This window comes from Undibacterium sp. Dicai25W (assembly GCF_049340505.1).
In the GTDB taxonomy this organism is placed as follows: domain Bacteria; phylum Pseudomonadota; class Gammaproteobacteria; order Burkholderiales; family Burkholderiaceae_D; genus Undibacterium; species Undibacterium jejuense.
On sequence record NZ_JBMPOQ010000016.1, the window covers coordinates 1 to 13914 of the forward strand.

Sequence of the window (13914 nt, forward strand, 5' to 3'; positions counted from 1 at the left end):
ACGTTCGTGCCCGACGCATCAGTGCCACCTACGCGAGGTTTTATTTAGAGACCGAAGAACATGGTAATCCGGCTAAAAAAGGACGCTACTACTGGGCAGCATTAGCAGCATTCGCCAGTAAGACAGTCGCTTGTTCGATTGAAGACCCACGAGTCAAAACAATCGGCACCGTTTTACAAGGATTAGGTAAAGGAAATATGTGGTTGTTTTATGAGATCGCCCCATGGCATTGGGCGTATAGCCTTTCTTCTAAAAGTTTCGACATGTGCAAGGCCACACGTAGCGGAGATAATTTTGTGCCGCCTATTTTGGACTCCATCAAAGCCATGCCATGGGCAAAGGAGGTGCTACAAAAAATGAATAATTTTAAGTGGAATGAATTGCTTGAAGAGGGTTTTAATAAGGTGCGGGAAATCGAACAAATGGGCACAAGTGCTCCAACTCGACCTGCAACTCAATTGAAACATCTGATGAGCATTGCCAAGCACGAGCAAGGTAAGATTTTGCAGCCGCTGATCTACGACGATGAAGATTTTAAATGGTGGATACAGACACAACGTTCAACATGGGTGAATTGGGCATCACCTGCGCTCAAGCTGGTGTTTGCGTCGTCGTGTGATACCGATGATCCAGAATTGGAATCGGTGGCGCCTGACGATACTGTGCTAGAGAATTTCAAAAGCCGAATGAAGTGGATTGAACAGGCTGCTCAATTATTTCATAAGCTAATGCAAAGGCAATCGCCGCATATGGAAAGTCAATTGAAGACGATGGCGTCATGGGTTGATCAGGCAGATGACCACGTAGTGACTCCCACAATGCCGCTCTAATCCCACTTATTTTTATGCAATACATACTTAAAAAAATATTTCTCGGTTTATTGCTGGTGGCGACGATTTACGGCTGCACAAAGCAATATGAACACCTTACCAATGAATCAAAGAAGGAGAGGGCAAGCATGGTACAAAAAATATCCATTCGTTTAGGTGAATCTGGCGACGATTTTGTTCAGCGAATCGGAAAAAAAGCGGTTCGGGTAAATAAGCAACCAGCAGGAATGAATTTTTATGATATCGATTGGACTATCTACAACCCAGGTCCTGGTCAGATCACCTTCGAGCACGGCATGCATACTTTCACCATCAGTAATGCACTTGGTGCAATGGGATCGACTTTTGAGCCAGATAATCACAAGTGGGGCATATTTAGTTTTGATCTGAGTTTTGGACTTACTGCGCCAGAACTCATACCCCATGATGAAGCACGTCAAAAATTCATTGCTCTCCTAAAAATGCTGCAAGAAAAGGGCTGGCGGCAATTCTATTACCGAGACGCTGCACGAATTATGGGGCGTAGCTCGCTACATAGTATCAACATAGATGTACGTTATATACCGACATTTGAGGAGTGGATAGCGTTAGAAGATGGCGCAGGTTGGAATTTAGAAGCCGATGGGGTCTATATGCGAATAGTCATGTATAGAGATGACGATCGCTTAAATCCACTTCAACCCGGTGCGTATTTTATGACCATGGAATTACACAACGAAGAAGACGAGGTACGCAGTCATTTTTTATATGAGGATAGAGATAACTGGAAAGTATTGTGGCCCGATCGCATGAAAAAAGCCCATGAATCTCGTACTAAAGAAGAAGCTGCAGCACGCGCCAAAGGCTACCAGATCGACACCGACTACCAAGACCCGCCAATCAAATCCCTCATCAAACCAGAACTGAAGGTGAAAGTTGGTGACGTCTGCCCCAAAGATGGCATCTGGGAAGCCAGCAGAACCGACAGCATGGCAGAAACATTAGCGACCTATCACGGTCGTTGGCGACAGTTTACACAAGGGCAAACGGTCACCGGTTTTGGTCAAGGCCTGCCGGGATTTGACGAAGATAATAAGCTCATTACGTGGACATGGCGTAAGCCTTTACCGTAAGTATGGACAAGGTATTTTACAGTTATATTGAAGAAGTTCATCACCGTAAAGCAGGGGATAGCGAATCTACATGGTGACGGATGATGCCCGTGAAGCGGCGCAATTACGTCAGCGGGTATGGGAGCAGCATTCGGGGGGATTCGGCGGATGTAATGGTGGTGATGGAAGTCAAAAGGCGATGGCTATTGCGTTTCATGATTGGAAGCAGTTGATGATTGATAATGAAAAAGCCATCTCAAAGAAAGAATTTATGACTGGATTCTTGATCCCCTTCCGCGAAACACGCGAAGTTACCTTCCGTCATGGATAAGGAAAATGTATGCACCGTTTAAACCACCTCCTCATTTGTATTTTACTTGCCACTTTTACTTTGACTGCCTGCTCGATGAAACCGACTCTCCCTCGCAATATGGAATTAAAAGCCTTTGATCCTCATCGCAAAGAATTTACCTGTATGTACGAAGTTGACCACGTTCCGCCAGTTGATCCGGAGGCGGAAGCCTGGTTTCAGGAAGGTATGCGTGTGACAGGACGCGATTTGCAACCCAATCAACGCAACTACCCACTCGCCGTGGAACTCTGGCAGAAAGCAGCCGATAAACAGCATTGGAAAGCGATTTTAAACTTAGCGGGATTACTGATACGCGGTGATGGCATCGCCCCATACCAAGTAGAATATGACCAAGAACGGGCGGTGCTGTTGATAGAAAAAGGTATGCAGCTTGGCATTCCAAGCGCATTTGACATGATGGGTAACTTTCATCAAAGCGGTGCGGGTGTCAAAGCAGATGCCAGTCGTGCTTATGCATTTTGGGAATTGGCAGCGTACAAGGGGAGCCCGAGTGCGCAGACGTTTTTAGGCAAGGCGCTAGATGCCTCTTACGATGATCCCGAGAAAGGCTTCTGGGAAAATCCTCAAATAGGCTTAAAAATGCTTGAATGTGCCTTTGCACAAGCGTATGGTAACGCGGCGATAGAACTTGGGGTTTCATTAAAAATCGGTTACAAGGATTACCCACGTGCATTTACAGTCTTCCACGAAGGCGTCAAAATGGGATGCGAAAAATGCGCCAATTATTTGTCCTCGAGCTTTGATGCTATTGAACCGCTAACACATAATTTCATTGATACCGCGCGTTCCGATCGCTATCACGTCTTAGGCGATGCGCTCTACCACAACCCCGACCTGAAATTTCCTAATCTCGATAAGGTCTTACCCTTACCTCCCGCCAAACTACCGGTCTGGAACGGTAAGAAAGAAGATCTCATCAACGCCGCCAAAGGCGTGGTTTTGCCACCTAAAAAACTACCGCCCCATCCGAGTACTAGTCGCCATGAACCGCGCTTCCATATTCGACCCGGTTTTACCTTGCCAGCGCAGCCCATCGAAGTACTCGATCATCATCCTCGCAACGCCATGTATTCTGGTTATTGGCTGCTGGCCTTGCCTGACGACCCAAGTCTGGCCGCGCATGATTTTGAGATGCGGGCATTGGCTGATCTGAAGAAAGAGCTGGCACCGCGCTACTACCGCGCAGGCGAAGTGTTTGGTTCACCCATTGACTGGAATGACGATTCTTTGCATTTGTTCATGGCCATGCACTGGAGCGAGCTAAGCGTCGCCCAGCGTACTCAAAGCCGCTGGGAATTTTATGGTCAAGCCATTCCCTTGCTTCACCCGCCGATAAGCCCATTCGTTACGCGCAAGCTGGCACTTTGCATCCCAAACCCAACACAACACGTGATCTGCCACGGCAACCAACCCTGCCCGAACACCGGCATATGGCAAGCGACCATCGCTAACGATCATCCACACGCAGCATTATGGCAAGCACTTAACGGTTTGTTGCAGCAGGGCTATGTACAAGAAGGCGACGCATTTCCAAGCCCACGTCTGGCAGAAGTGAATGCCGCAGACGTGCGCTGGCATTGGTTGGGAGAAGGCACCGCCAATACGCCACACGCAGACGGCAGAATGTCGATCACAGTGCCAGAATCGTGGCAGGGCTAAGGAGACACCATGCGTTGGATGACCGCATTGTTCTGCTGCTTGCTTTTGACCATCCTGAGCTTAACTGCCTGCTCAATGAAACCGACTCTCCCTCGCAATATGGAATTAAAAGCCTTTGATCCTCATCGCAAAGAATTTAGCTGCATGTACGAAGTTGATCACGTTCCATCGGTTGACCCGGAGGCTGAAGCCTGGTTTCAGGAAGGCATGCGTGTCACGGGACGTGATTTGCAACCTAATCAGCGTTACCAAATCACGCGCCAATTACTCGACTTCCGTTGTACTCTCACCACTAAGTCCTCATTTGTCGTGTAGCGAACATGCCTGTACTTTCGCCCCAAAAAAATTTGCTTGTAATTGAAACGCCTGCAAGATTCTTTGTCGTCCGGGTTCATCCTCTGGCAAGGCAAATACGACTTTTAAAAATTTGGGTGCATGGGCAGCGCGACTACTGCCGATATCGTTTGCCAATAAATCTTGCTCGAGCAATGTCATTACCGACGGGATGACATGTTGTTGTGCGGCACGCATTTCTTCCAGTACTTCTGCCTCGCTCACATTCACTGTATCGTGTGCGCCTTGAAATTTTTTTACGCCGCCTATGTTGACTGCCATACCGCCGGTAATTTCAAATTCGGTCGCGGATAGCCGCTCGTAATGAAATGCCTCCCAGCCTGGTACACCACGTCTACGTTGGGCGACCACGGCCATCGCGGCGGCGGCTGTACCACCGCCATTGATCATTCCGACAGGCAACATTTCCGCTAAACTTGGCGGGATGGGGGCGTTGATAGGTTCGGTCATGACAATTTCTCACTCTAAAGATGCTGAAATGCCATTGTATGCTGAGTCGGCTGCGAGTTCGAATAAGATCGCTTCTGCTTTACTGGCGCTGAAATAAAAGCGGAACTTATTCTTAAAAAAACGGCCAAAGAAGATAGTTCGCTAAAAACCTCTACCTGGAGGTAAATATGACTAATTCGTGACATTTTCAGCAGAATTGCTGTAAGAACGTAACGAAAAGTGAATATCTAGCAAGAAGCCCCCAATCACAGGTAGAATTCAGCGTCATTTAATTTGGAAGCATATCTCTACGTAACATTGTCATCAGATATGCGATGATATTTATTCGCTGCACAGCAGTTCAACTTTAAGGAAATATTCATGTCGATCAAATCCCGCGTGGTTTTGGGTAGTGCTATTGCGTTGTTCGCGCTGAGCGCTTGTAATGATAAAGATAAAGCGGCATCTGCCACAACAGCTGCGGCAACTGATAGCAAAGAAGCAGTTGCAGCGACCGTCAACGGTACCCCTATCGCGAAAAAACAACTGGATCAGATCATGCAGCAACAAGCTGCTCAAGGCATGCCTGACAATCCGGAAACACGCAAAATGGTGATCGATAATCTGGCAATGCAAATCATCGTTGCTCAGGAAGCCGAGAAAAAAGGCCTGGATAAAGCACCTGAAGTGAAAGAACAGCTGGAAATGGCACACATGTCCATCCTGGCAAATTCTTTTGTTAAAGATTACATGAAGACAGCAACAGTGACTGATGAAGCGCTGAAAGCTGAGTACGACAAGTTCAAAGCTTCCCAAGGTGGCAATGAATACAAAGCACGCCACATCCTGGTAGCGACTGAAGCTGAAGCGAAAGACATCATCGCTAAAATAACTAAAGATCCAAAAGCGTTCGATGGTTTGGCAAAATCCAAATCCAAAGATCCTGGTTCTAAAGACAAAGGCGGCGATCTGGGCTGGTTTAATCCGCACAATATGGTGCCTGAGTTCGGTAACGCTGTAGCGAAACTCGAAAAAGGTAAATTCACGACTGAACCTGTTAAATCTCAGTTCGGCTACCACGTGATCATGTTGGAAGACTCACGTCCATTGGCAGTACCGTCCTTAGAAGAAGTAAAAGCCGGTATGACTCAGCAATTGCAACAGCAAAATCTGAAAAAAATGCTGGACGACATGAAAGCAAAAGCAAAGATTGATATCGTTGCTGCACCAGCTGCCGCTTCTGCTGCGGCAGTAAGCGCGGCACCTGCTGCACCAGCATCAACTGCAACTGAAGCTTCTGCATCTAAGTAATCGCCTTATCCTTCAAAAATGGCTCATCACCTCGCGGTGGTGGGCCATTTTTGTTTGGCGTTTTATTTTTTAACAACGAAGAGATCGATAGCGGGCGGTATTATCAACAAGTGATCACTTGCAGATTCTTGAAGTCGTAAACGACATATGGCACCCTACATCGTCTTGAGCTGGATTTGTATTTGGGCTCCTGCTTTGTGTAGAAAATGCAATAATGACGCCGCAAATGTTGCGTCATTATTCTTACCAAAACAGGATTATGCATGCCAAATAATAATTTCGTCTGGACTGGCAGTGAGATCACGCTGGACGTGCGTCCAGATCGTCTGGATATACGTGACCGTCAATTCACACCGGCGGTACGCCACCTTCCCCCAACTTGTCCTTCTCCAGATTGGATCGCCGCGCATTGGCAGGCATATGTCGATGCGGGCATGATCTTGAATCAAGGGTCAGCTGGTGCCTGCACCGGGTTTGGTCTGTCCGCAGTGATTAATTATCTGCATTGGTGCGAGAACCCCGATCATCAGCAAGTCAGCCCGCGCATGGTTTACCACCTCGCCAAATTTTACGATGAATGGCAAGGTGACGACTATGTTGGTTCCAGCTGCCGTGGTGCGCTTAAAGGTTGGAATAAACATGGCGTATGCAGCCGCGATCTGTGGCCATTTACCGTGCATGCTGATAACACTGCCGTCAGTTGGGAGGCACCAAAAACAGGTTGGGAACAAGACGCCCAAACACGGCCATTGGGCGTGTATTACCGCATCAACAAAGACAGTATCAGCGACATGCAGGCAGCACTTTCCGAGACGGGTGCTGTGTATGTGTCTGCCAGCGTGCATACCGGCTGGTATTTGCCTTCCCATCGCCCACCTAAAAAGCCGCAGCCACTGACCAGCCTCGATCAATTGCCGTTGATTCCTGTACAAGACCAAGGGATTGGTGGCCATGCGTTTGCATTGATCGGCTATACCTCGCAAGGTTTTGTCGTGCAAAACTCGTGGGGAACGGGATGGGGATGTCAGGGTCTGGCAATACTCACTTATGAGGACTGGCAAAATAATTGCACTGATGCGTGGGCGGTCTCCCTTGGTGTGCCAAGCAGCGGTGTCAGCGCCTACGCCAGTACCGATTCTTACACGCCATTTCAATCCGGCCCGTCGATGCTCGCGGGATTAGCACCACCCATGGCGAGTAAGCGAAGCGCGCCTCCTCAACATAAAAAACCAGTCCACGCTGCGCACAGTCTACCGTCTCTGAGTCTGGACCAGGCCTATGGTTTGAGTCTGGTCATGGATAATAATGGCGCACTAATTCAACGGTTGGTGGCATTCAAAAATGCCGCTGCCAGCGCCGAGCACATTGTCTATCATGCGCCGCTCGCCGCTTACACCCAACATAAATCAAAACGTGCTTTCAAACTCACGCTGTTTGCGCTCAGTGGTCTGGCGGATGAAGACACTACCTTGGCACATATTGCCTCGCTGGCACCGTATTTTCTGGCGAATGGCAGTTATCCAATTTTTCTGACATGGAATAGCGGTCTGGGTGATAGCCTGGATCAATTGCTATCGAGTGAATTTTCTACAGCTGGTAAAAGCACCGCGCAAGACATGAGCATAGAAAGCTACGCCGCGACCAATGGTGGCAAAGCCGAGTGGACGCTGTTAAAACAAAATGCCGAACTATCTGTGCTCAATGACAGCCCACCACGCGGCCTGCATGTACTGGCGCGTTATTTGCAAAAATTGGCGAACGAAATTGGCCAAGACCATATGGAAGTTCATCTGGTAGCTCATTCTGCAGGCGCACAACTGATTGGCAACTTGTTGCCGTATCTGAAAAAATTGAAGATCAAAACGTGCAGCTTGTTCGCTCCGGCTTGCAGCTTAGATTTTGCCAATGCAAAATTTTTACCTGTACTGGAATCGGGTCTGATTGCACGCAACCAATTTCATTTGCACGTATTATCCGACGAACTGGAAAAAACTGACAATGTAGCGGAGATTTACAGCAAATCTTTGCTGTATCTGTTGGCACGTAGCTTTGAAGCTCGACATAAAACGCCAATGTTAGGCATGGCAACGTCTTTGGACGCTGATTTTTTTTCCGGAAAAATCAAGGACAATGCACAATGGAATCCGGCGGCAATTCCAGCGCTCAGAAAATGGAACGACACGTATTGGGGTAAACAATTGCCTAGAGGATTTGCAGCTAAAGGGCAAGGTTTAACACCCAAGCAAGCGAGCACTTTACATATCCAGCAGCAACGCTACGTGCATAGCGGTCATGAGGCATTACGGGCAGGTCATACGACGTTTGATTACGATGAAAAAACCATCAGTGCAACACTTTTGCGCATCGCCGGAATGAAGCCGGACCAGACTTTGCCATATCCGGTTGGCAATTTAAACTTGTAAAAAACATTTTGAAATTTTGCATAAAAAAACCGCCATCAAACCTACGATGGCGGTTTTTTTTCATTGCTTTAATTTACTTCGATGGCTTACGACGCGTCGTGCCGCTGTCTTTATCAAACTTTGACGGACGACCATTCGAGAACTTACCTGCTGGCTTGCTATCGGAACGGCTGTCAGAACGCGCACCTGGCTTGCCTGCTGCCTTTTCTAATACGCGACGATCGCCACCAGATTTTTTCTGTCCTGCCGGGAAATCATGCGCCACGCCACCACTGGTTGGCTCGCCGACTGGGCTGATTTTAATCTGCTTACCAGCAACCCATACACCTTTGAGTTGCGCCAGCAATTCAGGTGGCATACCAACCGGTAAATCCAACGTGCTGTGATTATCAAAAATATCGATACGACCAATGTATTTTGCTTCCATGCCTGCCTCATTGGCGATGGCACCAACGATATTGGCTGGCGTTACGGTATCGGCTTTGCCGACTTCAATGCGGTAAGTTTGCATAGGAACGCTGACCTTGCCTTTGGACGCTTTTTCTTTTTTAGGCTTGGCGGGACGGTCGTCTTCATCTGGTGCGCTAAACGCACGTTCTACCACCTGATTCATACGGCTACCAGGTGCAGCGTCAGCGATACGTGGTGCGCGTTCAGTGCGCTCTGTACGTTCAGCACGTGGTTCGCTACGCGGCGAACGGGCTGGCGCGGAGGTACTGCCGCCTGCTTTTTCAGCACTGATGCGCAAAGACTGACCAGCAACACGAACGGATTTCAAATGATCGAGCATGTCTGCTGGCAAATCATCTGGCAAATCGAGAATCGTGTAATCGTCGTAAATGTCAATGCGGCCGATAAATTTGGATTCGATATTCGCCTCATTGGCAATCGCGCCAACGATATTACCCGGTTTAACACCATGTTCGTGGCCGACTGCGATGCGGTAAGTTTGCATACCTGGTTCCGCAGTACGTGGGCTATGCTCGCGACGGACACTGCGGTCTTCGCGTTCAAAACGATCACCACGGTCACGGCCAGGGCGGTCACCGCGATCACCTCTGTCACCGCGATCATTACGTGCAGGGCGCTCATCACGCCAGCTATCATCGGACTTCACTTCTTTGCGATTTTTATCAAGCAACAAAGGTTCGTCGCCGCGCGCCATTTTGGCTAACGCAGCAGCAATTTCGATAGCCGGAATATTGTGTTCACGCTCGTAATCTTCGATCAGCGATGTGTATTCGTCCAGACCACCTTCTGCTAATGCGGTGGAAATCTGATCTTTAAAGCGGGCGATACGCACATTGTTGACCGTTTGTATCGTCGGCAATTCCAGTGGAGACACGGGTTGGCGAGTCGCGCGTTCAATCGCTTTCAAGAGATTTTTTTCACGTGGAGTGATAAACAAAATCGCCTCGCCGCTGCGGCCAGCGCGGCCAGTACGGCCGATACGGTGAGTATAGCTTTCTGGATCATACGGTACGTCGTAGTTAATCACGTGGCTGATACGCTCTACGTCCAGACCACGCGCAGCAACGTCAGTGGCGACCAGAATATCGATTTTACCGTCTTTTAATTGCTGAATCGTGCGTTCACGTTGTTGCTGATTGATATCGCCATTGATTGCTGCAACGGAGAAGCCTCTTGCATCCAGTTTGGCGGCCAACTCTTCAGTACCCAGTTTGGTACGTGCAAAGATAATCATGCCGTCGAATGTTTCTGCTTCCAGGATACGGGTTAACGCATCCAGTTTATGCATTCCAGACACTAACCAGTAACGCTGACGGATATTGTCAGCGGTGCCAGTTTTAGCAGCAATTGTCACCTCGGCAGGCTTATTCAGATACGTTTGCGCAATACGCTTAATCGCTGATGGCATGGTTGCAGAGAACAAGGCAGTCTGACGACCTTCTGGTGTTTCTTGCAAAATACGTTCAACGTCGTCAATAAAGCCCATGCGCAACATTTCGTCGGCTTCATCCAGAACTAAAGTTTTGATTTTGGACAGATCGAGAGAGCCTTTGTCCAAATGATCAATCACCCGGCCTGGTGTACCAACGACCACATGCACGCCGCGACGCAATGCCGATAACTGTGGACCATAGCTTTGTCCACCATAGATCGGTAAGACGTGAAAACCAGGAATATGGCGGGCGTAAGTCTGGAACGCCTCAGCGACTTGGATCGCTAATTCACGGGTTGGTGCCAGCACCAAAGCTTGCGGTGTAGTTTGACGGATATCTAAGCGTGACAAAATCGGCAAGGCAAACGATGCCGTTTTGCCGGTACCGGTTTGCGCTTGGCCCAGGACGTCGCGGTTATCCAGCAAAATAGGAATCGTTGCCGCTTGAATAGGGGAGGGTGTTTCGTAGCCGACGTCTTGCAAGGCGCGCAATAAAGGCGCACTCAGTTGCAGATCGGAAAAAGTAATAATAGGTGTGGATTCTGACATGGCGATGCTCGCTCGTTCGCTCGTATCGCAGGATGCGACAAGATTTGGGGCGTAGTTTACTCTGTTGTCATACAGTCAGGGAGAAACTACGGCTTAGTTTGCACAAAAAACAGGCAATTCTTCCTGAAAAGCCTACTTTTCCAGCTAAAAGTTAGTTTTAGAGCTATCTTTTTTTGCTCTTTTGTGAAAAAGAAATCGTTTAGCTTATTTAAAAAATTTTAAAAAAATCAAAACCTTTCAACGCAGAGACACCGAGACACAGAGAAAAATTGAACAAAATACCGCTTTTCTTAGGGTGGCCGTAACCCGTGCTAATCTCTCGGCGCTACCATTTGGCGGGTTGCAAGCTCACTCTCTTACTTCGCCATCAACCCATATCGACGCAACATTGCGTCTTGTTCACCATTCGCTTGAATATGAGCAATTGCCCGATTGATTTGCTCGATTTTCCAGACTGATTTTTGCGATAAACCACATTGGGTCGAGAGTACTGAGAACGGGGTCTTAGACAAAACAAACTGATCGCGTTGGTCTGGGAAATTTTTGAAATAGCCTTCAATCTCTGCCTCAGAACTGATTAAACCGTCTGCGCCACCCTTGGTCAGCAAACGAAACATACTTGAAACATCAGTTAAGTCGATGCGTTTAATTTTTCCTGCCACGACTTCTTTATCGATTTGTGGATAAAAATAACCTAGACGCGTGGCTATTTTTTTATCGAACAATTGCTGCGGAAATTGATTTAAAACAGGTTTGTCGCGTAACACCACAACACGTTCAATCTGCGGCAAATTTGGTAAAGACCAAAATAGCTGATCGCGATTGTCTGTCCATTGCGGACTGAAATAGCACACCATATCAGCCTGACCAGTAAATAGGGCTTGCTCTACACGACGACGGGAGTAGACCACATACATCGTGCTTGCACCGATTTCTTTCGCAATTGCATCACCGAAATCTTTGAGTACGCCACCAGTCAGGTGGCTACTTTGATCAAATATATTCAGCGGATAGCCGAGTGTATCGAATACGGCAAACTTGATTTCCTGTTGTGCCTGTTGTGCCTGAACGTTTGCTGAAAACAGCCAGCAGCTCAGCAGCATCAGAACTGTGCTTCTTAGCTTAACAAAAACCAAATGCGTTCGATGTTTCACGCTGTCTTATCCTTCATCAAGTTAATGATTGTTCACGTATTCATCACGGGCATCAAACTGGAGGAATAAGGAAACCCACGGTTACCTTGCAGGCCGCCTGTATGAATTGCCACAACTCTTGTTCGTTCAGGAAAATACGCTTGCATACAAAGCGTATGTAGCGCAAATAGCATTTTTCCAGTGTAGACGGGTTCCAGCGGGATTCCAGTCTGACTTACAAAATTTTTGCAGAAAGACATTAGCACAGAACTAATTTTCGCGTAGCCACCATGGTGAAAATCAGTCAACAGACGATAGTTATCGTATTCGGGGTAACCAGCCTGTTGCAACAAATTTTTAATATCATTATGCAAATAATCTGCATTATTGAATGCAGCTACACCAATGACCTGACTCTTTCTCTCAGCACCCGCCAATACCCCTGCCATTGTCGCGCCAGTACCACATGCGAGCATGAAAACATCAGGGCAGCTTCCGATGCTAGTGCTCACTTCGGCTACTAATTCAGCGACGCCGTGCAATGCTGCAGGGCTACCACCTCCTTCAGGCAACCATACGTGTTGCGGACTCACCTTTGGCAGACACTGACGCCAAGAATCAGGTTCGTCGCGCAGTTGTCGGTAGCTTTCCCGGCTGACATAGCGTATTTGCATCCCTAAGCGGCGGCAATCCTCAAGCATCGCACTGTCCATGCCGTCAGCAGCACGTATTAATGCCGTCGACGCATAACCCAAGATAGCAGCAGCATGAGCCAAAGCATGAATATGGTTAGACCAGAGTCCGCCCATACTGACCAGATGTGGGTGCTTTCCTTGCAAAGCCATCAATGGATATTTCAATTTACGAAACTTGTTACCAGATACCTGGGAATGCAAAAGATCATCCCGTTTGACCCAAAGGTCTATCCCCGGGAATAAATCACTGTAAACTCGCTGACAAGGAGAGGAAGAGGCAAAGAACACGATGCAATTCTGACGGCGATGATGGTAAAGTAGTATTGTACGCGTACCATCTGCATGAAGTGAATGTCGCTTTGCCGTTCACCGCGCCTGGTACCCATTTTGACCGGAGAGGACATGCCCGCAGATCTCGATCAGCCACTCGTCAGTGCCAGACATCAATTATCAGAATTGATTAAACAAATCAAAGAAACCGGGCAGCAAGATAATCTCTTGCCGACGCTGGAGACGGTATTGACCAAGCTTGAAGGATTGGCACAGCATGATCACCTGACCGGCGCACTCAACCGACGCACTTTACTCAGCATGCTCGAAGCTGAATTGGCGCGTTCTTATCGTACCGGACATACGTTCTCGTTTGCCGTCATCAGCGTCGACGGACTTGAAAACATCCTTGAAAAACATGGGCAAGCCGTGGCTAAACAGGTCTTGCAAATGCTCAGTAAAGAGGCCTTAGACATGTTACGCACGCTTGATTCCTTTGGTCGTGTCGCCGCGAATGAGTTCGCCATTGTGATGCCGACTACCTGGCTGGATCAAAGCATGAAAGCGATTGCACGTCTCAAAAAACGAACTTCTGCAGTAGATTGGAATAAACTGGCGCCAGATTTAGTCATCACGTTTTCGACTGGGCTGACCACCAACGCGATTAAAGACACAGCCGAAACCATGCTGCAACGTGCCACGATCGCATTACAAAATGCCAAAGCCAAAGGCCCTGACAGCATCACCGATATAGATCCTCCTTTACCAGAATACGACCCTAACGCTCCCGAAAATAATCCACTCTGAACGTAACAATTAGTAGAAATAAATGACATGTGCCAGCATGCTCAAGAAGTTTTGTGGTATTTCAATGGTGGCAATGCGATTGAATTT

At 48.0% G+C, this 13914-nt stretch carries 12 protein-coding genes; 8 read left to right on the forward strand and 4 right to left on the reverse strand.

All coding sequences use genetic code 11. The features are described 5' to 3' along the window. The 5 genes from ACO0KY_RS15380 to ACO0KY_RS15400 form a co-directional block, all read left to right on the forward strand. Positions 1 to 830, forward strand: an 830-nt coding sequence (locus ACO0KY_RS15380; RefSeq protein ID WP_423047493.1) for a DUF2515 family protein, incomplete at its 5' end; no start/stop codon positions are given. A gap of 128 nt (positions 831 to 958) precedes the next feature. Further along, positions 959 to 1942, forward strand: a complete 984-nt coding sequence (locus tag ACO0KY_RS15385; RefSeq protein ID WP_423047495.1) for a hypothetical protein — start codon at positions 959 to 961, stop codon at positions 1940 to 1942. 70 nt (positions 1943 to 2012) lie between these two features. Further along, on the forward strand, positions 2013 to 2252 hold the full coding sequence (locus ACO0KY_RS15390) for a hypothetical protein (RefSeq protein WP_423047497.1): 240 nt from the start codon (positions 2013 to 2015) through the stop codon (positions 2250 to 2252). A gap of 75 nt (positions 2253 to 2327) precedes the next feature. Beyond that, positions 2328 to 3953 carry a DUF6396 domain-containing protein gene (locus ACO0KY_RS15395; RefSeq protein WP_423047499.1) on the forward strand — a complete coding sequence of 542 codons (1626 nt, stop codon included), beginning with the start codon at positions 2328 to 2330 and terminating at the stop codon, positions 3951 to 3953. Between the two features lie 9 nt (positions 3954 to 3962). Further along, positions 3963 to 4268 (forward strand): hypothetical protein, encoded by a 306-nt coding sequence (locus ACO0KY_RS15400; protein ID WP_423047501.1) that lies wholly within the window; start codon positions 3963 to 3965, stop codon positions 4266 to 4268. On the opposite strand, the gene ACO0KY_RS15405 is transcribed toward ACO0KY_RS15400, so the two are convergent. Further along, on the reverse strand, positions 4254 to 4757 hold the full coding sequence (locus ACO0KY_RS15405) for a hypothetical protein (protein ID WP_423047503.1): 504 nt from the start codon (positions 4755 to 4757) through the stop codon (positions 4254 to 4256). The genes ACO0KY_RS15400 and ACO0KY_RS15405 overlap by 15 nt on opposite strands. A gap of 360 nt (positions 4758 to 5117) precedes the next feature. Between ACO0KY_RS15405 and ACO0KY_RS15410 the strand changes: the two genes are divergently transcribed. Together ACO0KY_RS15410 and ACO0KY_RS15415 are read left to right on the forward strand one after the other, a co-directional pair. Then, positions 5118 to 6047 (forward strand): peptidylprolyl isomerase, encoded by a 930-nt coding sequence (locus tag ACO0KY_RS15410; RefSeq protein WP_423047504.1) that lies wholly within the window; start codon positions 5118 to 5120, stop codon positions 6045 to 6047. A 263-nt stretch (positions 6048 to 6310) separates the two neighbouring features. Beyond that, positions 6311 to 8470, forward strand: a complete 2160-nt coding sequence (locus tag ACO0KY_RS15415; protein ID WP_423047506.1) for a hypothetical protein — start codon at positions 6311 to 6313, stop codon at positions 8468 to 8470. Between the two features lie 73 nt (positions 8471 to 8543). On the opposite strand, the gene ACO0KY_RS15420 is transcribed toward ACO0KY_RS15415, so the two are convergent. The 3 genes from ACO0KY_RS15420 to ACO0KY_RS15430 form a co-directional block, all read right to left on the reverse strand. Next, positions 8544 to 10922 carry a DEAD/DEAH box helicase gene (locus tag ACO0KY_RS15420; RefSeq protein ID WP_186911924.1) on the reverse strand — a complete coding sequence of 793 codons (2379 nt, stop codon included), beginning with the start codon at positions 10920 to 10922 and terminating at the stop codon, positions 8544 to 8546. A gap of 356 nt (positions 10923 to 11278) precedes the next feature. Then, a complete protein-coding gene (locus ACO0KY_RS15425) occupies positions 11279 to 12076 on the reverse strand; it encodes a substrate-binding periplasmic protein (RefSeq protein ID WP_423047508.1) in 798 nt (265 codons plus the stop codon). Between the two features lie 32 nt (positions 12077 to 12108). Then, on the reverse strand, positions 12109 to 13038 hold the full coding sequence (locus ACO0KY_RS15430; protein ID WP_423047510.1) for a 1-aminocyclopropane-1-carboxylate deaminase/D-cysteine desulfhydrase: 930 nt from the start codon (positions 13036 to 13038) through the stop codon (positions 12109 to 12111). Between the two features lie 114 nt (positions 13039 to 13152). On the opposite strand from ACO0KY_RS15430, the gene ACO0KY_RS15435 reads away from it, so the two are divergent. Then, the gene (locus ACO0KY_RS15435) at positions 13153 to 13827 is read left to right on the forward strand and encodes a GGDEF domain-containing protein (protein ID WP_186911927.1); all 675 of its coding nucleotides are present in this window, start codon (positions 13153 to 13155) and stop codon (positions 13825 to 13827) included. The last annotated feature ends 87 nt before the right edge of the window (positions 13828 to 13914 follow it).